Here is a 17,354-nt window from a genome sequence, read left to right on the forward strand (position 1 = left end):
GGCCGCGGGTGGCCCCTCGAACCGCCACCCACGTCGTCCGATCCGGAAGGGAAGGTACCCGCATGCCCGACAAGCGGGTCGTGGTCGTCGCGGGTTCGGGCCGCAGCGGCACCAGCACGATCGCCGGCGTCCTGAAGTCGGTCGGTCTCCGGATCCCGCCGCCGGAGGTCCCGGGCAACCGCACCAACCCGCGGGGCTTCTTCGAGCCCCAGTGGGCGGTCGACTTCCAGACCGGGCTGCTGCGCAAGGCCGCGGTCGCCCTGACCGATGCCCGCCCGGCCGGCTTCGACGCCACGGCCGCCGTGGCCGCGCGCGAGCCGGTCCGCGCGGAGGTCGGGGCCTGGATCGGGGAGCACCTCGCCGACGCCGACGAGCTGCTGGTGAAGGACCCGCGCAACAGCTGGTTCCTCCCCATGTGGCGCCAGGCCGCCGCGGACAACGGCGCCGGCATCTCGTTCCTCACGATGCTGCGCCACCCGGCCGAGGTCGTCGGCTCCAAGGACAAGTACTACGGCGGCGTCACCTCGGGCGAGACCGTGCGCCACGTGCAGACGACCCGCGTGGGCAGCTGGCTCAACGTCGCGCTGTTCACCGAGGCGACGACCCGCGACGGTCGCCGCACCTTCGTGCCCTACAACGACCTGCTCGACGACTGGCGCGCCGTGGTCGCCCGCGTGGCTCCCGAGCTCGACCTGGTCGCCGGCCGGGAGGTCTCCGCGGAGGCCGCGGCCGAGGTGGACGGCTTCGTCGACCCCGACCTGCGCCGCGTCCGCACCGGGTGGGACGAGATCGAGTGCCCCGACCCGGTCCGCGACCTTGCGGAGGCGACGTGGGAGCAGCTGATCGTCCTCGCCGGCAGCGGCGGCTTCGACGAGGGCGCCCAGGCGCGGCTCGACGAGCTGCGCGCGGCGTACGTCGAGCTGTACGCCGACGCCGAGGCCATCGCCCAGTCCTCGGCCGACTCCGCGCGGCGCGTGGGGGCCAAGGAGGTGCGTCGCAAGCTGCGCCAGCAGGCCGAGGGCGGGGGAGACGGTCCGAGGGGAGAGGGTCCTAGGGGAGGTCGTCGCCGCCCAGGAGCGGAACGCAGATCTCGCCGGAGTCGCTGACCAGGCGGTAGCCCGCGCGGACCGCCCAGTGGTCGGAGACCCCGGAGCGCAGCACGATCGCGTCGACCGACACGAGGTCGGCGTCCTCGCCGCCGTCGTGGAGCAGGTAGTCGATGCGCGAGCGGGGGTTGCGCGCGGAGTGGGTGTAGCCCGGGCCGCGGCCGACCTCGGGCCAGGTGTCGGTGAGCTGTCGGGTGGCGAGGTCCATGACCGGTGAGCCCGGCCGGGAGTTCAGGTCGCCGCCGAGCACCATCGGCCGCGGGTCGCTCGCGAGCACCTGCGTGATCACCCGCATCTGCTGGAGCCGGGCCGCGCTCGAGGTGTGCTCGAGGTGGGTGTTGTAGACGCTGACCTCGGTGCCGTTGACGTCGATGGTCGCGCCGAGCAGGCCGCGCTGCTGGGTGCCCGGCGGCGCCGGCAGCGGCACGTTGCGCGAGTCCGTGATCGGGAAGCGCGACAGGATCGCGGTGCCGTACTGGTTGGTCGCCGACCGCCGGACGTTGGCGCCGAAGGTCCAGCTCGTCCCGAGCGCCTCGGCCAGCGTCGCCGGCATGTCGACCCGCCCGGTCCAGTCCCGGCCGCGGTCGACCTCCTGGAGCAGCACCACGTCCGCGCGCCAGCGGCGGATTTCCTCGGTGATCGTCGAGAGGCGGACGCTGCCGTCGGCGGCTCGCGCGGAGTGGATGTTGAACGTCATCACGTGCAGGCGGGTCGCCTCGTCGCTGTCGACGCACACCGTCGACGTCGCGCTCGGCGGCGTGCTGCCGGCGGAGCCCGGCGTGCCCCGGTCGGCGGGTGTCGCGGACTGGACCGCCACCGGTGCGCTCGACCGGGCGCTCGGGCCGGCTCCCGGCGCGGCGTCGCGGGCGTTGTCGTCGTGCGCGAGCTTGACGACCGCGGCGATCACGACGGCGAGCAGCAGCACGATCGGCACGGTCACCCAGACCGACTCCGCGTCCCGTTCCGCCACCGCGCCAGTGTAGGGAGGGGGTGCGTGGATGGGTGGCCCGCAGACCAGCCCCGTGACATGGTGAACGGACCGTCCAGGAGCCCCGCAGGAGGAACCATGACCGACTCGCACGCCAACGACGACCTCAAGGCCAAGATGCGGGAGGCGCTGGACCGGAAGAACGGCAAGGAGCGGGGCGTCCACCAGGACGGCCCGGTGCGCGAGAAGGCGCACGGATCCGAGGTCGCGGGCGGCGGCCCGAAGATGCACCGGCGCAAGGCCGGCGGCGGGGGCTCGTGAGCCAGCCCCTCGTCGCCAGCAGCCGCTGGTGAGACACCCCACAGTGCGGTCGGCGCCGGAGCCGGGCAGAGTGTCGCCATGCAGTTCGGACGCAGCTATGAGGAGTTCGAGGTCGGCGCGACCTACAAGCACTGGCCCGGCAAGACCGTGACCGAGTACGACGACCACCTGTTCTCCCTGCTCACGATGAACCACCACCCGCTGCACCTCGACGTGCACTACGCGGAGGAGACCACCCAGTTCGGCAAGAACGTCGTGGTGGGCAACTACGTGTACTCCCTCCTGCTCGGCATGAGCGTCCCGGACATCTCCGGGAAGGCGATCGCCAACCTGGAGATCGAGTCGCTGCGCCACGTCGCGCCGACGTTCCACGGGGACACCCTCTACGGCGAGACCACCGTGCTCGACAAGTGGGAGAGCACCAGCAAGGACGACCGCGGCGTCGTCCACGTCGAGACCATCGGCTACAACCAGGACGGCAAGGTCGTCTGCATCTTCCGCCGCAAGGTGATGGTCCCGAAGAACAGCTACCTCGAGGCCCGCGGCGGCGAGCAGCCGGGCCGCCCGGCCCCGCAGCCCGACAAGAACTGGCCGGGGTCAGCCGCGACGCAGTGACGCCCCGACCCGCGGCGCGAACGCCGACGCCAGCGGGATGAGGCCGAGCACGAGGACCATCGGGACGGCGAAGCCGATCCGCAGCGAGCCCGACCCCACCAGGCCGGTGAGCACCGAGCCGAGCAGCGCGCCGACGTAGTTGAACTGGTTGAAGCGGGCGATGACCGCGTCGACCCGGGCCTGCCGCTGGGCCAGCTCGAGGCCCTGGCCGCCCGCGATCCGGGCGGCCGCCGAGAAGCTCAGCGGTGCGACCAACGCGACGCCGGCACCCAGCACGGCGAAGCCGAGGACGGCGACCTGCCAGGTGGGGGAGAACACCACGATCGCCAGCGCCAGCGCACCGACGACCGCTCCGGCGCGCAGCACGGCCACCGGTCCGAGCCGCGCGACGATGCCGTCGCCGGCCAGGCGCACGAAGCCGGAGGCGAGGAGGTAGCAGAGCGCCGAGAGGGCGACGTACCGGTCGGAGCTGCCGAAGGTGTGGTCGAGGAACAGCGGGCCCCAGGTCTGCACGGCGGTGTCGACCATGTAGAAGAGCACCATCGCGACGCCGACCAGCAGGATCGGCCGCCAGGGCACGGCGAGCGCCTCGGGCAGCTCGGTCGGGCCGTGGTCGCGGGGGAGGAACGGGGCGAACGCGACCAGCAGCGGGACCACCGCGACCGCGGCACTGGCCTCGAGCGCGAGGTGGGACGTCGCCAGCGTGGTCGCCGCGCCCACGACGCCGCCGAGGGTCCACGCGCCGTGGAAGGACGGCAGGATCGGGCGCTCGTAGCGGTGCTCGAGCGCGACCGCCTGCATGTTCGTCGACGCGTCCACGATGCCCAGGCCGAGCCCGTAGACGGCGATGCCGCCGACGAAGAACGGCGGTGCCGGAGCGGTGCAGAGGACGGCGACCCCGAGCGCGACCACGAGCCGGCCGACCCGCAGCAGCAGGGCGCTGTCCCGGCGCCTCGCGAGCGCCTCCGCGACGACCGAGCCGGCGCCCGCGAGCAGGATCATCATGAGGAGGATCAGCGACAGGTCGACGTCCGTGATGTCCCAGCGGTCCTGGAACTCCGGCAGCCGCGTCGTGAGGCTGAGCAGGACCAGACCCTGGGTGAGGAATCCGGCGGCGACCGCGACGCGCGACCGGGTGATGCCCATGGGCGGCATCGTGGCACGGGTTGTCCGAAAAGCGGTGCCGGGACCGCGAGTGTGCGCGACGATGCGACCGACCACGACGGACCCCCGGGGAGTTGAGAATGGCACGGACCGGCCAGCAACTGCGCCAGCGCACGGCGAAGGCGATGACGCAGTCGAGGGGCGCGACCGGCCCGAACCGGACGGCGGCCGCGCCGCGGTCGAGCCTCGGGGACCGCCTGCGCTACCGCTTCGACAACAGCATGTCGCGCGGCACCCCGGCGCTGATCGCCTGGCTCTCGGTGGTCACGCTGCTGCTGATCCTCGTCTTCGCGGTCATCACCACGGTCTTCGACCTCCGCGAGGGAGGGACGAACGAGGGGTTCTTCCGGGAGCTGGCGCAGAGCCTGTTCCACGCGCTCGACCCCGGCACGATCGGCGGCGACGCAGCGAGCCCGTGGCGGTTCCTGCTCACGATGCTCGTTCTCACCATCGCCGGCCTGTTCATCGTCAGCGCGCTGATCGGCGTCATCGCAGCGGGCATCGACACCAAGCTCACCGACCTGCGCCGCGGCCGCTCCATCGTCCTGGAGAAGGACCACACGGTGATCCTGGGCTGGTCGGACTCGATCTTCACGATCGTCCGCGAGCTCACGCTCGCCAACGAGAGCCGCAGGAAGCCCGTGGTCGTGATCCTCGCCGACCGCGACAAGGTCGAGATGGAGGAGGAGCTGCGAGCCAAGGTCGACGACTTCCGCGGCACCCGGGTGATCTGCCGCAGCGGCTCGCCGATGGACATCGACGACCTGCGCCTGAGCAGCCACCGGTCCGCCCGCTCGGTGATCCTCCTGGCGCCCGAGGGCTCCGAGGACCCCGACAGCGAGGTCATCAAGACGCTGCTCGCGCTCACCCACGCCGGGCCCGAGGGGCCGCGCATCGTGGCCGAGATCCGCAACCCCACGAACCTCGAGGCGGCCCGGCTGGTCGGCGCCGATCGCACCGTGCTGCTCGACATCCGCGAGACCGTGGCCAAGCTGCTCGTGCAGACCTCGCGCCAGTCCGGTGCCGCCGCCGTCTACACCGAGCTGTTCGACTACGGCGGCGACGAGATCTACTTCCTCGAGGACCACGCCCTCGACGGCACGACGTACGCCGACGCGCAGCTCGCGTTCGAGCGGGCGGCGGTCGTCGGCGTGATCGGCGACGGCGTGCCGAAGCTCAACCCGGCGCCGGAGACCGTGATCGCCGGCCACACGCTGATCGTGGTGGCCGAGGACGACTCGATGCTCGCGGGCGCGCCCGACGCCACCGTCGGGCCCGACCTCGACCGGCTGGGCGCCGGCACCGGATCCGACGACCGCCCGACCCAGGCGTTGCTCATCGGCTGGAACGAGCGCGCGCCGATCGTGCTGCGCGAGCTCGACCACTATGCGCCGGCCGGGTCGACGCTGACCGTGCTGACCTCGTTCGCGGTCCCGGCGGTCCCGGGCCTGGAGAACATCCGGGTCACGGTGTCGCCCGGCCCGACGACCGACCGCCGCACACTCGAGGAGCACGTGCACGCGGAGCTCGACCAGGTGCTGGTGCTCTGCTACTCCGACGACCTCGAGCCGCAGGCGGCCGACGCGCGGACGCTGGTGACGCTGCTGCACGTGCGCGACATCCTGTCCGGCTGCGAGTCCGCGACGCCGGTGGTCAGCGAGATGCTCGACGACCGCAACCGCGTGCTGGCCCAGGTGGCGCACGTCGACGACGTCGTCGTCAGCGGCGAGATCGTCAGCCTGCTCGTCACCCAGCTCTCCGAGGACCACCGGCTCGAGGCGGTCTTCGAGCAACTGCTGGGCGACGAGGGCAGCGAGATCTACCTGCGGCCGGCGGAGTGGTACGTCGAGCAGGGGGCCGACGTCACGTTCGCGACGATCATCGCGGGCGCGACCCGGCGCGGCGAGACCGCGATCGGCTACAAGTCCGAGGCGCTGGCCGAGGGCGAGGCGTCCTTCGGCGTACGCGTGAACCCGGCGAAGTCCGACACCTTCCACGTGCTGCCCGGCGACCGGGTCGTGGTGCTGGCCGACGACTGACCCTTCCCTGGCAGGGTTCAATGGCCGGGTGAGCGAGCTCTGGCTGGTCCGTCACGGCCCCACCGAGTGGAGCGAGTCGGGCCGGCACACGTCGACGACCGACCTGCCGCTGCTGCCCGCGGGCGAGGAGGCGGCGCGCTCGCTCGCTCCGCGGCTCGCGGAGGCGGTGTTCGCGCAGGTGCTGACCTCGCCGCGCCTGCGCGCCCGGCGCACCGCGGCGCTGGCCGGGTTCGCGTCGGCCGACGTCGACGAGGACCTCGTCGAGTGGGGCTACGGCGACTACGAGGGACGCACCACGGCCGACATCCGGGAGACGGTGCCCGGCTGGTCGGTGTGGACGCACCCGACGCCCGGCGGCGAGACTGCGGCGTCGGTGACCGAGCGCCTGGACCGCGTGGTCGCCCGGGTCCGCGCCGTCGACGGGCCGACGTTGGTCTTCGGCCACGGCCACAGCCTGCGGGCGCTGGCCGCCCGGTGGCTGGGCCTCGACGTCGCCGAGGGCCGGCACCTGCGTCTCGACACCGCCACCGTCTCGTGGCTCGGCTGGGAGCGGGAGTCGCCGGTGATCCTCCGCTGGAACGCGTGAACGACGCGGCTGGCATCCTGAGCGCATGCAGCCCGTCCATGTGTGGATCAGGTCCGAGTCCCGCCGCACCGAGCGCCGGGCGCCCGTCGTCCCGGCCGACGTCCCGCTGCTGGTGGACGCCGGCTTCGAGGTGACCGTCGAGGAGTCGCCGCAGCGCATCTTCCCCATCGAGGAGTACGCCGCCGCCGGCGCGTCCGTCGTGGGCGAGGGCACCTGGGTCGACGCGCCGCGCGACGCGTACGTCCTCGGGATCAAGGAGCTGCCCGACGAGCCGGCGTCCCTGCGCCACACGCACATCTACTTCGCCCACGCGTTCAAGGGCCAGGAGGACGCCGCGGAGACCCTCGCGCGGTTCCGCCGCGGCGGGGGGCGGCTGCTCGACATCGAGTACCTCACCGACACCGACGGCAAGCGCGTGGTCGCCTTCGGCTACTGGGCCGGCTACGTGGGTGCGGCGCTCGGCGTGCTGCACCTGGCCGACCGGCTGAAGGTGCCGCTCGCCCCGATGGCCAAGCACGAGCTCGACGCTGAGCTCGAGCAGGCCGGCCAGGACGGGGCCGACCAGTTGCTGGCCCTGGTGACCGGGGCACGGGGGCGGTCCGGTCGCGGCGCCCAGCGGGCCCTGATGACCGCCGGCCTCCCGATCACCCGGTGGGACCGCCAGGAGACGCGTGACCTGCACAAGCAGGCGCTCCTGGGCCACGATCTGCTCGTGAACTGCGTGTTCACGCGCACCCCGACCCCGCCGTTCGTCGAGCACGCCGACCTCGACCACGAACGCCGGTTGCGGGTGCTCGCGGACGTCACCTGTGACGTCACCGGGCCCACCAACATGCTCCCGGTGAACACCGAGATCACCACGTGGGAGGAGCCGGTCCGGCGGCTCCACGACGGCACGCCGGGTGACGGCGCCGCTCCGCTGGAGGTCATCGCGATCGACAACCTGCCCTCGCTGCTCCCACGCGAGGCCAGTGAGGGGTTCAGCGCCGACCTGACCCCGCACCTGATCGGGCTGGCCGAGCAGGGTGGGCCGTCGGGTCCGTGGCGCGCGGCCGGCCGCGCGTTCGACGAGGCGATGGCCGAGACCCCCGCCATCACTTGACGCGGCAGGGCGACGTTCCGCACCGTGGAGCGCATGTCGCTGGCGACCAGCTGCGTGCGGTGCTCGGCGCCCGTGGTCCCGTGCCCCGACCACGGGGGACAGGCCGCGCTCTGGCGACCGGAGGAGGCGTCGTACGACGTGTTCGCCGAGCACCTCGCGACCGCGCGGCTGTTCCCGACCTACCTGCCTTGGCCGGTGAGCCCGGGGTGGAGCGTGACCGACTTCGCGACGGTGGCCGACGGAGTCCACGACGCCCGCGCGACGCTGACGTGCACCAGCGGCACCAGTGAGCTCGACGGGCCCGTCGACGTGATCGTGGTGGCCGAGGAGGCCGGGACCGGTCTCGGGGCGCGCTGCGCGGGCACGCGGTACGACGACCCGGGGGCCGACATCGGCGGGCGGCCGCCGACGGCGCGGGTGCGGATCGGTCGGCAGCCGGTGAACCTGTGGGACGTCTCGACGAGCAGCGCGGACGGCGAGTTCGACCGGTCGGTGCTGGCCGGCGAGGCGGGCGGGCGGTGGCTGTGGATCGTGCTGCGGCCCGCCTCGGCGCTGCTGCTCCTGCGCGGCGACTGGATCCTCCGCGACGTCTCCGAGGACGGCCCGGGGCTGGTGGAGCTGCCGTTCGGGGGGCACCGGCCGGGCTGGTAGCGCCGGCCCGCCCGACTAGGCTGCCCGGGTGCGCATCGACCTCCACACGCACTCGCGGGCCAGCGACGGCACGGACACGCCGGCCGGGCTGGTGCGCGCCGCCGCCGAGGCCGACCTCGACGTCCTCGCGATCACCGACCACGACACGGCCGACGGCTGGGCCGAGGCCCAGGCCGCCGCGGACGAGGTCGGGCTGACGCTGGTGCCGGGCATGGAGATCAGCACCCGCCTGCGGGGGAGGGGCGTGCACCTGCTCGCCTACTTCCCCGACCCCGGCTACGCGCCGCTCGCGGCCGAGCTCGACAAGGTCCTCCATGGCCGGGCGTCCCGGGTCCCGACGATGGTCGCGCGCCTCAACGGGCTGGGCATCGAGATCACCGAGGACGACGTCCGCGACGCCTCCACCGGCGCCGCCGCCTCGGGCCGCCCGCACGTCGCCGACGCCCTGGTCACGCTGGGCGTGGTGCCCGACCGGACGGCGGCGTTCGACCGCTACCTGGGCTGGGGCCGGCCCGCCCACGTCGACCGGTACGCCGTCGAGCTCGAGGACGCGATCACGCTGGTGCGCGAGTCCGGCGGGCTCTCGGTGGTGGCGCACCCGTGGGGACGCGGCGGGCTCGGCCGCCCCGACGCGACGGTGTTCGCCGAGCTCAAGGAGCTCGGGCTGACCGGCATCGAGGTCGACCACCAGGACCACGACGCCGCGGCCCGCGAGCGGCTACGCGCGATCGCGCGCGACCTCGACCTCGTGGCGACCGGCTCCAGCGACTACCACGGCGAGGGCAAGCAGGACCACGACCTGGGGGTCAACACGACCGACCCCGCCGAGTACGAGCGGCTCATCTCCGCCCGAGTGACTGGAACCGCTTGAGCAGACCGGTCGGCACCACGCGGGCGGCGGTCGAGATGACCTTGTACTGCGGCCCGGGGATCGACCAGGCCTTGCCCTTCGCGTGGTCCTTCAGCGCCGTCGCGACGAGCTCGTCGGCGTCGAGCCACATGAAGTCCGGCGCCGAGCCGCGGCTGACGTGCATCCGCTCGTGGAACTCGGTCCTGGTGAAGCCCGGGCACAGGCAGGTGACGGTGACGCCCCGCCCGGCGTACTCGTGGTGCGCCCACTCCGAGAACGAGTTCACGTACGCCTTCGCTGCCGAGTAGGAGCCGCGCGGCAGGAACGCCGCCACGCTCGACACGTTGATCACCCCGCCCCTGCCGCGCTCGACCATGGCGCCGAGGGCGGCGTGGCTGAGCCGCATGACCGCGGTCACCAGCACGTCGAGCATCGCCTGCTCCTCCTCGACGGTGTTGGCGAGGAAGCGCCTCTTCAGCCCGAAGCCGGCGTTGTTGACCAGCAGGTCGACCGGCCGCGCGGTGTCGGCCAGGCGCGCCTCGACGGTCGCCAGCTGGGCGCGGTCGACCAGGTCGGCGGGCAGCACCTCGACCTCGACGGCGTACGTCGAGCGCAGCTCGGCGGCCTCGGACTCCAGCCGCTCGCGGTCGCGGGCGACGAGCACCAGGTCGTAGCCCCGGGCGGCGAGCTGGTGGGCGAAGGAGCGGCCGATGCCCGCGGTGGGGCCGGTGACGAGAGCGGTGCGTCCGGACATGTGCGCAAGTGAAGCACCCGCCTGCGTCGCAGGCGCTCGACGGTCGGGCATGATGGGCTTCGATGACCACGACGCTCGCGATCGCGAACCAGAAGGGCGGGGTCGCCAAGACGACCACCGTCGCCTCGATCGGTGCCGCGCTCGCCGAGCTCGGGCACTCCGTGCTCCTGGTCGACCTCGACCCGCAGTCGTGCCTGACGTTCTCGCTCGGCATCGACCCCGAGGACCTCGAGCTGTCGATCCACCACGTGCTCACCAAGGGCCTCGACCCGGCCGAGGTCGTCATCGAGACCGAGGACGGCGTGGACATCGTGCCCGCCACGATCGAGCTGGCCCGCGCCGAGGCCGAGCTGCTCACCCGCACCGGTCGCGAGCACGTGCTGCGCGCGATGATCGAGGCGCTGGCCGAGGGCGAGCTCGAGTACGACTGGGTCCTCCTCGACTGCCCGCCGTCCCTCGGGGTGCTCACGGTCGCCGCGCTGACCGCCGCCGACGGCGTGCTGATCCCGCTCCAGTGCGAGACGCTCTCGCACCGCGGGGTCGGGCAGCTGCTCGACACCGTGCACGACGTACGGCGCTTCACCAACAAGGGCCTCGAGGTCTGGGGCGTGCTGCCGACGCTGTACGACGGGCGTACCAACCACGCGCGGACGGTGCTCGAGACCATCTCGGAGACCTACGACCTCGCCGTGGTCGAGCCGCCGATCCCCAAGACGATCAAGTTCGCGGAGGCGCCGGCCGCGGGCCGCTCCATCCTCGCGACGAGCCGCAGCAGCAAGGGCGCGCGGGCCTACCGCGAGGTCGCCGAGAACCTGGTGGCGAGGTCCGCGAGGTGAGCCGGCACCGCGCCGAGGTCCGTCCGCGCTACGGGCGGCTCGCGGTGCTCGCCACCGCGCTGGCGGTGACCGCGATCTCCGTGCTCGCCGGCACCGGCGTGCTGCCCTCGCTCGCGGGAGGGGAGCCCCCGCCGGCCGCGGCCAGGCAGGCCGTCGACCTGCCGGCCGAGTCGCCGTCCGTCACGCCGTCGCCCCCGGCGACCACCGTGCTCAGATCGGAGGTCGAGGAGCCGGGGGAGCAGGTCGACGAGACCGCGCTCCCGGCGCGGTCGGGCACCGGCAGGCGGGTCGTGTTCAGCGAGAGCCGCCAGCGGGTGTGGCTGGTCGACGACGCCACCGACGTCCGGCGCACCTACCTGGTGTCCGGCAGCACGCTCGACAACCTCGACCCCGGCACGTACGAGGTCTACAGCACCTCGCGCTGGGCCGTCGGCATCGACGACTCCGGGGTGATGGAGTACTTCGTCCGGTTCACCCGGGGCCCGAGCGGCGCCGCGATCGGGTTCCACACGATCCCGACCAAGGACGGCGCCCCGCTCCAGACCAAGCAGGAGCTGGGGACGCCGCAGTCGCACGGCTGCATCCGGCAGCGGACTCCGGACGCCATCGCGCTCTGGGACTTCGCGCCCGTGGGCACGACGGTCGTCGTCACCGCCTGAGAGCGGTCACCCCGATCACTCGGATCACTCCGAGGCGGCCGCCTGGGGCGCACCGCCACCGGACGAACGGCGACGACGGCGGCGGTTGCGGTTGCCGGCCGGCTTGTCGCCGGGCTCCCACGCCGCGTCGCCCTCGGCGGCCGCGACGGTCTCGCCCCCGCGGGTGCGGGTGCGGGTCCGGTTGCGGTCGCGGTTGCGCTCCCGCGGCTCGCGGGGCTCCCGCTCCTTCCTCTCGACCGGCTTCGGGTCGGCGATCCGGCCCTTGGTGCCCGGGGCGATGCCCTGGTCGTGGAAGAGGTGCTCGGAGGTGGAGTAGGTCTCCTGCGGCTCGTCGAAGGGCAGCTCGAGGGCCTTGTTGATCATCTTCCAGCGGTGCAGGTCCGCCCAGTCGACGAAGGTGATCGCGACGCCGCTCGCGCCGGCCCGGCCGGTGCGGCCGATCCGGTGGACGTAGGTCTTGTCGTCCTCGGGGCAGGAGTAGTTGACGACGTGGGAGACGCCACGCACGTCGATGCCGCGGGCGGCGACGTCGGTCGCGACCAGGACCTGGATCTTGTCCTCGCGGAACTTCGCCAGCGCCTTCTCGCGCGCCACCTGGGCCATGTCGCCGTGCAGCGGGCTGGCCTTGAAGCCGCGCTCGGCCAGGTCGTCGGCCACCCGCTGCGCCTGACGCTTGGTGCGGGTGAACACGATGAACTTGTCGGCGTCCTCGGCCTGGAGCAGGCGGCCCAGGATCTCGGGCTTGTCGAGGTCGTGGACCTGGTAGATGAACTGCGCGGTCGCGGGCACGGTCGCGTTCTCGTACGACGACTCAGCGCGGATGTTCATCGGGTGGCGCATGTGGATGCGGGCCAGCGAGACGATCGCCGACGGCATGGTGGCCGAGAACAGCATCGTCTGGCGGGTCTCCGGCGTCATCCGGAGCAGCTTCTCGACGTCGGGCAGGAAGCCGAGGTCGAGCATCTCGTCCGCCTCGTCGAGCACGAGCGCGTGCACGTGCGAGAGGTCCAGGACGCGGCGGTTGGCCAGGTCGATGAGGCGGCCGGGCGTGCCGACGACGATGTCGACACCGGTCTGGAGGGCCTCGATCTGCGGCTCGTAGCCGACACCGCCGTACACGGTGAGCACGCGGAGCCCGCGGTCGGCGCCCGCCAGCGCGAGGTCGCTGGAGACCTGGAGCGCGAGCTCGCGGGTCGGGGCGACGATCAGCGCCTGCGGCTTGCCCTGGGGGATCTCGGCGTAGTCGGGGTCCTTCGGGGCGACGCTGCGCTGGAGCACCGGGATGCCGAAGGCCAGCGTCTTGCCGGTGCCGGTGCGGGCCTGGCCGATCAGGTCGGTGCCCATCAGCGCGACGGAGAGGGTCATCTCCTGGATGGCGAAGGGGGTCGTGATGTCGGCGCGCTCGAGCGCGTCGCAAATCTCGGGGAGCACCCCGAGCTCTCGGAACGTGGTCAGGGTCTTGTCGCTTTCATGAGTCAACTGCCGTCGGTTTGCGGCGGACTCGTCCACGAAGGGAGGAGGCGGTCTGCCGCGCACATACGCGGGTGCGCCCGGAGGTGGGCGCGACCTCGATCACGGACATTCTATCGGTAGGGTGCGCACGTGACCGCATCCACGCCCGTCGCCTTCGAGGACCCGCAGTACCGCGAGGCGATCGTGGACCTTCTCGGCGCCATCGCCTACGGCGAGATCTCCGCCTTCGAGCGGCTCGCCGAGGACGCGAAGCTGGCGCCGACGCTGGCGGACAAGGTCGCGATCGTGTCGATGGCGACCGCGGAGTTCGGCCACGTGGCGAAGCTCAACGAGCGGCTGGCCGCCCTGGGCGCGGACCCGTTCGCGGCGATGGCACCGTTCCAGGCGCCGATCGACAAGTTCCACGACTACACCGCGCCCACCGACTGGTACGAGGGCCTGATCAAGGCGTACGTCGGCGACGGGCTCGCCAACGACTTCTACCGCGAGATCGCGGCCTACCTCGACGCCGACACGCGCGACCTGATCCTGGCCTCGCTCGAGGACTCCGGACACGCGGCGTTCGTCGTCGACCGGGTGCGCGCGGCGATCGCCGCGGACCCGCGGCTCGGCGGCCGGCTCGCGCTGTGGGGCCGACGGCTGATGGGGGAGGCGCTCACCCAGGCACAGCGCGTGACCGCCGACCGCGACGCGCTCTCGGCGCTGCTGGCCGGCGGCGTCGACCGGCCGGGCCTGGACCTGGCCGCGATCGGCCGGATGTTCACGCGGATCACCGAACGGCACGCCGAGCGGATGGCGGAGCTCGGGCTGGCGAGCTGACCATGGGGTCGCCGCGCACGCAGCTCTACCTCCACGTCGGGATGCCCAAGACGGGCACGACCTACATCCAGTCCGTGCTGCACGCGGGCGCCGAGCAGCTGGTCGCCCAGGGGCTCGCGCTGCTGCCGGCCACCCGGCAGGGGAGCTTCCGGCTGTCGGTGGCGGTGCGCGGCGGCCGCGCGGGCCAGCCCGGCGTGGACGCGGCGGTCAGGCGGTTCGCGCGACGGCTGGCGCAGGTGGAGACGCCCCGGGTCCTCACCTCCGACGAGATGCTCGGCGGGGCGTCGTCGGCCCAGATCGCCGCGTTCCTCGAGGTCTGCGGCGACGCCGAGGTGCACGTCGTCGTGTCGGTGCGCAGCCTGTCGAGACTGCTGCCCTCGACGTGGCAGCAGCGGGTCCAGCAGCGCAGCGAGAGCCCCGCGCTGGAGGACTTCCTCGCCGCCGTCGCCAGCCGCGAGGGCGCGCTGGCCGAGCGGTGGTGGACCGAGCGCGGCGTCGTACCCGTGCTCGAGCGGTGGGCCGAGCACGTGCCGATGGAGCGGATGCACGTGATCACGATGCCGGGCGCCGGCGCGGACCCGCGCAGCCTGCTCGAGCGGCACGGCAGCGTGCTGGGCGTCGACGTGTCGGTGCTCGACGAGGACGCCGCCAGGCCGAACGTCTCACTCGGCTGGGCGCAGGCGGAGGTGCTCCGGCAGGTGAAGCTCCGCGTGCCGCGGGAGCTGCACACGAGGCAGGGCTACCTCCCGGTCGGGAAGAAGTGGCTCGGCGCCGGGCATCTCGCGCCGCAGCGGGGGGTGCCGCCGCGGATGCCGTCGTCGCTGCGGGCGTGGTGCGAGGAGGAGGCGGCGTCGACGATCGACTGGCTCGCCGCCCAGCCCCTCGAGGTCGCGGGCGACCTCGCCGACCTCTGCCCGCAGGAGGAGGACTTCGTCGAGGACCCGCGGCTCGACGCCGACGCGATCGCGGAGGCGGCGATCGCGGCGCTGACCTCGATCGCGCTCGAGCGCACCAGGGAGCAGAGCTAGCGACTCCGGCGGGTCGCGCCGGCGGCGAGGACGCCCCCGCCGGTCGGCGCCCACAGCCGCGCGCAGGCCATGCGCCAGGAGCGCGCTACGAGCGGAAGCCGACCTGGCCGAGGGTGCCGTGGCCGATCTCGACGTACGCGAGCTTGTCGGTCGGGACGACGACCTTGCGGCCCTTGTTGTCGGCGAGCGTCAGCACGCCGCCGGCCGCGAGAGCCTCCGCAACCTGCTTCTCGACGGCCTCCGCCGACTCGTCGGTGTCGATGTGCAGCTCGCGGGCGGCGTTCTGGACGCCGATCTTGACCTCCACGAGGTCCTCCTTCAGGGGTCTGTCGGTGTGTCAGTGGTCGTCGGTGCGGGGGTAGCCGCGGATGCCGCGCCAGGCCAGGCCCGCGACGAGTGCCGCCGCGTCGGCCTTGCCGATGTCGCCGGTCTCCGTGAGCCAGAACCGCGCGCTCACCTGCGCCATTCCCACCAGGGAGACCGCCAGCAGGCGGGCGGCGTCGTCCGGGAGGCCGGTGTCCTCGCGGATGACCTCGGTGACCATCGCGGCCGTCTCGGAGGTCACCCGGTCGACCTGCTCGCGCACCGCGGGCTCGTTGGTCAGGTCGGACTCGAAGACCAGGCGGAAGGCGCCGGAGTCGCTGGCGACGTACTCGTAGAAGACCTCCATCGTCGCCGCGACCCGCTGCTTGTTGTCCTGGGTGGACTCCAGGGCCTCGCGGGTGTTGGCGATGATCGTGTCGCAGGACTGCTCGAGCAGCGCGAGGTAGAGGTCGAGCTTGCCGGGGAAGTGCTGGTACAGGACCGGCTTGGAGACGCCCGCGCGCTCGGCGATGTCGTCCATGGCCGCCGCGTGGTAGCCCTGCGCCACGAAAACCTCGAGCGCGGACTCCATCAGCTGCGCGCGACGCTCACGTCGCGGCATGCGACCGCCCCGGGGGCGCGTCGCCGGTGTGTCGTACTGCTCTGCCGTCACGCCCCGAACACTACCGGCCAGTCACTGCGAGCGGGCCGACCAACCCCATGTCGGACGGGGGCCGGCGGGCCCCGTCCGTCCGGATGACGGGACGCGGCGAGCCGCGGTCGGACCCTGCGGGGAACATGGCAGGACCGGAGGTTGTTTCGACAGTCGAACCGACCTGAGCAAGGAGTGTGCCGTGTCCTATCCCGCGCTGGTGGAGCCCGCGGACGAGCTGACCATCGACGAGGTGCGCCGCTACAGCCGCCACCTGATCATCCCCGACGTGGGCATGACCGGTCAGAAGCGCCTGAAGAACGCCAAGGTGCTCGTGATCGGCGCCGGCGGCCTCGGCAGCCCCGCGCTGCTCTACCTGGCCGCGGCCGGCGTGCACACGCTCGGCATCGCGGAGTTCGACGAGGTCGACGAGTCGAACCTGCAGCGGCAGATCATCCACGGGCAGTCCGACATCGGGAAGTCCAAGGCGCTCTCGGCCAAGGAGTCGATCGCCGAGGCGAACCCCTACGTCAACGTGATCCTCCACGAGGGCCGCCTCGACAACGACAACGTCATGGACGTGTTCCGCGGCTACGACCTCATCGTCGACGGCACCGACAACTTCGCGACCCGCTACATGGTCAACGACGCGGCGTACTTCCTGGGCATCCCGTACGTCTGGGGCTCGATCTACCGCTTCGACGGCCAGGCCTCGGTGTTCGCGCCGACCCTCTCCGAGGACGCCCCCTGCTACCGCTGCCTCTACCCGGAGCCCCCGCCGCCGGGCATGGTCCCGAGCTGCGCCGAGGGCGGCGTGCTCGGCGTGCTGTGCGCGTCGATCGGCTCGATCCAGGTCAACGAGGCCATCAAGCTGCTGACCGGCATCGGTGAGCCGCTGGTCGGCAAGCTGATGATCTACGACGCCCTGGAGATGGAGTACCGCAAGCTGAAGGTCCGCAAGGACCCCAACTGCGCGCTCTGCGGCGAGCACCCGACCGTCACGAGCCTGATCGACTACGACGCCTTCTGCGGCGCGATCTCCGACGACGCCGCCGAGGCGGCCGCCGGCTCGACGATCTCGGTCGTCCAGCTCGAGCACATGCTCAAGGAGCGCGAGGAGGGCACCCGCGACTTCGTCCTGGTGGACGTGCGCGAGCCCAACGAGTTCGAGATCAACCGGATCCCCGGCTCGGTCCTCATCCCCAAGGGCGACTTCCTCAACGGCTCGGCCCTCGAGCAGCTGCCCGCCGACAAGCAGGTCGTCATGCACTGCAAGTCGGGCGTGCGCTCGGCCGAGACGCTGGCGATCGTCAAGGGCGCCGGGTACGCCGACGCCGTGCACGTCGGGGGTGGCGTGGTCGCCTGGGTCAACCAGATCGACCCCTCGCAGCCGTCGTACTGAGCTCACGCGCCGACTCGGCGTTGGCCACCCTTTCGGGCTAGCCCGAAAGGGTGGCCGCGCATAACC

19 protein-coding genes are annotated in these 17,354 nt (G+C 72.7%); 13 read left to right on the forward strand and 6 right to left on the reverse strand.

The annotated features are described in order from the left end of the window. The first annotated feature begins 62 nt into the window (after positions 1–62). A complete protein-coding gene (locus tag ACYQ0U_RS02415) occupies positions 63–1,106 on the forward strand; it encodes a sulfotransferase family protein (RefSeq protein ID WP_459969017.1) in 1,044 nt (347 codons plus the stop codon). Here ACYQ0U_RS02415 and ACYQ0U_RS02420 read toward each other — a convergent pair. Continuing rightward, positions 1,051–2,076 carry an endonuclease/exonuclease/phosphatase family protein gene (locus ACYQ0U_RS02420; protein WP_459969019.1) on the reverse strand — a complete coding sequence of 342 codons (1,026 nt, stop codon included), beginning with the start codon at positions 2,074–2,076 and terminating at the stop codon, positions 1,051–1,053. The genes ACYQ0U_RS02415 and ACYQ0U_RS02420 overlap by 56 nt on opposite strands. 96 nt (positions 2,077–2,172) lie before the next feature. On the opposite strand from ACYQ0U_RS02420, the gene ACYQ0U_RS02425 reads away from it, so the two are divergent. Together ACYQ0U_RS02425 and ACYQ0U_RS02430 are read left to right on the forward strand one after the other, a co-directional pair. Further along, positions 2,173–2,355, forward strand: a complete 183-nt coding sequence (locus ACYQ0U_RS02425) for a DUF5302 domain-containing protein (protein WP_459969021.1) — start codon at positions 2,173–2,175, stop codon at positions 2,353–2,355. A 78-nt stretch (positions 2,356–2,433) separates the two neighbouring features. After that, positions 2,434–2,970, forward strand: a complete 537-nt coding sequence (locus ACYQ0U_RS02430; protein ID WP_459969023.1) for a MaoC family dehydratase — start codon at positions 2,434–2,436, stop codon at positions 2,968–2,970. Here ACYQ0U_RS02430 and ACYQ0U_RS02435 read toward each other — a convergent pair. Beyond that, the gene (locus tag ACYQ0U_RS02435; protein WP_459969025.1) at positions 2,953–4,116 is read right to left on the reverse strand and encodes an MFS transporter; all 1,164 of its coding nucleotides are present in this window, start codon (positions 4,114–4,116) and stop codon (positions 2,953–2,955) included. The genes ACYQ0U_RS02430 and ACYQ0U_RS02435 overlap by 18 nt on opposite strands. A 98-nt stretch (positions 4,117–4,214) precedes the next feature. Between ACYQ0U_RS02435 and ACYQ0U_RS02440 the strand changes: the two genes are divergently transcribed. From ACYQ0U_RS02440 to ACYQ0U_RS02460, 5 genes are read left to right on the forward strand one after another with little or no spacing between them, the layout of a single operon-like run. After that, positions 4,215–6,173: a CASTOR/POLLUX-related putative ion channel gene (locus ACYQ0U_RS02440; RefSeq protein WP_459969026.1), complete on the forward strand. Its 1,959-nt coding sequence runs from the start codon at positions 4,215–4,217 to the stop codon at positions 6,171–6,173. A gap of 28 nt (positions 6,174–6,201) precedes the next feature. Then, entirely contained in the window at positions 6,202–6,759 is a 558-nt protein-coding gene (locus ACYQ0U_RS02445) for a histidine phosphatase family protein (protein WP_459969028.1), read from the forward strand. 25 nt (positions 6,760–6,784) lie between these two features. Continuing rightward, entirely contained in the window at positions 6,785–7,861 is a 1,077-nt protein-coding gene (locus ACYQ0U_RS02450) for a saccharopine dehydrogenase (RefSeq protein WP_459969030.1), read from the forward strand. A 33-nt stretch (positions 7,862–7,894) separates the two neighbouring features. Next, positions 7,895–8,512: a DUF6758 family protein gene (locus ACYQ0U_RS02455; RefSeq protein ID WP_459969032.1), complete on the forward strand. Its 618-nt coding sequence runs from the start codon at positions 7,895–7,897 to the stop codon at positions 8,510–8,512. Positions 8,513–8,540: 28 nt separating this feature from the next. Next, positions 8,541–9,383, forward strand: coding sequence for a PHP domain-containing protein (locus ACYQ0U_RS02460; RefSeq protein WP_459969034.1), 843 nt, complete (start codon positions 8,541–8,543; stop codon positions 9,381–9,383). Here the strand turns inward: ACYQ0U_RS02460 and ACYQ0U_RS02465 are convergent. After that, the gene (locus ACYQ0U_RS02465; protein ID WP_459969036.1) at positions 9,352–10,116 is read right to left on the reverse strand and encodes an SDR family NAD(P)-dependent oxidoreductase; all 765 of its coding nucleotides are present in this window, start codon (positions 10,114–10,116) and stop codon (positions 9,352–9,354) included. The genes ACYQ0U_RS02460 and ACYQ0U_RS02465 overlap by 32 nt on opposite strands. A 62-nt stretch (positions 10,117–10,178) precedes the next feature. Here ACYQ0U_RS02465 and ACYQ0U_RS02470 point away from each other — a divergent pair, with 62 nt between their 5' ends. Both ACYQ0U_RS02470 and ACYQ0U_RS02475 read left to right on the forward strand, forming a co-directional pair. Beyond that, positions 10,179–10,952 carry a ParA family protein gene (locus ACYQ0U_RS02470; RefSeq protein WP_459969038.1) on the forward strand — a complete coding sequence of 258 codons (774 nt, stop codon included), beginning with the start codon at positions 10,179–10,181 and terminating at the stop codon, positions 10,950–10,952. Next, positions 10,949–11,611, forward strand: a complete 663-nt coding sequence (locus ACYQ0U_RS02475; protein WP_459969040.1) for a L,D-transpeptidase — start codon at positions 10,949–10,951, stop codon at positions 11,609–11,611. The genes ACYQ0U_RS02470 and ACYQ0U_RS02475 overlap by 4 nt, the downstream gene beginning before the upstream one ends. A gap of 24 nt (positions 11,612–11,635) precedes the next feature. Here ACYQ0U_RS02475 and ACYQ0U_RS02480 read toward each other — a convergent pair whose 3' ends face one another. After that, the gene (locus ACYQ0U_RS02480; RefSeq protein WP_459969042.1) at positions 11,636–13,042 is read right to left on the reverse strand and encodes a DEAD/DEAH box helicase; all 1,407 of its coding nucleotides are present in this window, start codon (positions 13,040–13,042) and stop codon (positions 11,636–11,638) included. Between the two features lie 171 nt (positions 13,043–13,213). On the opposite strand from ACYQ0U_RS02480, the gene ACYQ0U_RS02485 reads away from it, so the two are divergent. Beyond that, complete coding sequence (locus tag ACYQ0U_RS02485; RefSeq protein WP_459969044.1) at positions 13,214–13,903, forward strand: ferritin-like fold-containing protein; 690 nt, start codon at positions 13,214–13,216, stop codon at positions 13,901–13,903. Positions 13,904–13,905: 2 nt separating this feature from the next. Beyond that, positions 13,906–14,931: a hypothetical protein gene (locus ACYQ0U_RS02490; RefSeq protein ID WP_459969046.1), complete on the forward strand. Its 1,026-nt coding sequence runs from the start codon at positions 13,906–13,908 to the stop codon at positions 14,929–14,931. Between the two features lie 85 nt (positions 14,932–15,016). On the opposite strand, the gene ACYQ0U_RS02495 is transcribed toward ACYQ0U_RS02490, so the two are convergent. Together ACYQ0U_RS02495 and ACYQ0U_RS02500 are read right to left on the reverse strand one after the other, a co-directional pair. Further along, positions 15,017–15,238 (reverse strand): DUF3107 domain-containing protein, encoded by a 222-nt coding sequence (locus ACYQ0U_RS02495; RefSeq protein ID WP_459969048.1) that lies wholly within the window; start codon positions 15,236–15,238, stop codon positions 15,017–15,019. Between the two features lie 30 nt (positions 15,239–15,268). Next, the gene (locus ACYQ0U_RS02500; protein ID WP_459969468.1) at positions 15,269–15,856 is read right to left on the reverse strand and encodes a TetR/AcrR family transcriptional regulator; all 588 of its coding nucleotides are present in this window, start codon (positions 15,854–15,856) and stop codon (positions 15,269–15,271) included. A 232-nt stretch (positions 15,857–16,088) separates the two neighbouring features. Between ACYQ0U_RS02500 and moeZ the strand changes: the two genes are divergently transcribed. Continuing rightward, positions 16,089–17,288, forward strand: coding sequence for an adenylyltransferase/sulfurtransferase MoeZ (moeZ, locus tag ACYQ0U_RS02505; RefSeq protein WP_459969050.1), 1,200 nt, complete (start codon positions 16,089–16,091; stop codon positions 17,286–17,288). The last annotated feature ends 66 nt before the right edge of the window (positions 17,289–17,354 follow it).

It is taken from the genome of Nocardioides pyridinolyticus, from assembly GCF_054653575.1.

Excerpts from the sequence above, each read along its gene's own strand:
- ACYQ0U_RS02415 (WP_459969017.1), top strand. The coding sequence starts at position 63 with ATGCCCGACAAGCGGGTCGTGGTCGTCGCGGGTTCGGGCCGCAGCGGC.
- ACYQ0U_RS02425 (WP_459969021.1), top strand. The coding sequence starts at position 2,173 with ATGACCGACTCGCACGCCAACGACGACCTCAAGGCCAAGATGCGGGAG.
- ACYQ0U_RS02430 (WP_459969023.1), top strand. The coding sequence starts at position 2,434 with ATGCAGTTCGGACGCAGCTATGAGGAGTTCGAGGTCGGCGCGACCTAC.
- ACYQ0U_RS02435 (WP_459969025.1), bottom strand. The coding sequence starts at position 4,116 with ATGGGCATCACCCGGTCGCGCGTCGCGGTCGCCGCCGGATTCCTCACC.
- ACYQ0U_RS02440 (WP_459969026.1), top strand. The coding sequence starts at position 4,215 with ATGGCACGGACCGGCCAGCAACTGCGCCAGCGCACGGCGAAGGCGATG.
- ACYQ0U_RS02450 (WP_459969030.1), top strand. The coding sequence starts at position 6,785 with ATGCAGCCCGTCCATGTGTGGATCAGGTCCGAGTCCCGCCGCACCGAG.
- ACYQ0U_RS02455 (WP_459969032.1), top strand. The coding sequence starts at position 7,895 with ATGTCGCTGGCGACCAGCTGCGTGCGGTGCTCGGCGCCCGTGGTCCCG.
- ACYQ0U_RS02465 (WP_459969036.1), bottom strand. The coding sequence starts at position 10,116 with ATGTCCGGACGCACCGCTCTCGTCACCGGCCCCACCGCGGGCATCGGC.
- ACYQ0U_RS02470 (WP_459969038.1), top strand. The coding sequence starts at position 10,179 with ATGACCACGACGCTCGCGATCGCGAACCAGAAGGGCGGGGTCGCCAAG.
- ACYQ0U_RS02490 (WP_459969046.1), top strand. The coding sequence starts at position 13,906 with ATGGGGTCGCCGCGCACGCAGCTCTACCTCCACGTCGGGATGCCCAAG.
- ACYQ0U_RS02500 (WP_459969468.1), bottom strand. The coding sequence starts at position 15,856 with ATGCCGCGACGTGAGCGTCGCGCGCAGCTGATGGAGTCCGCGCTCGAG.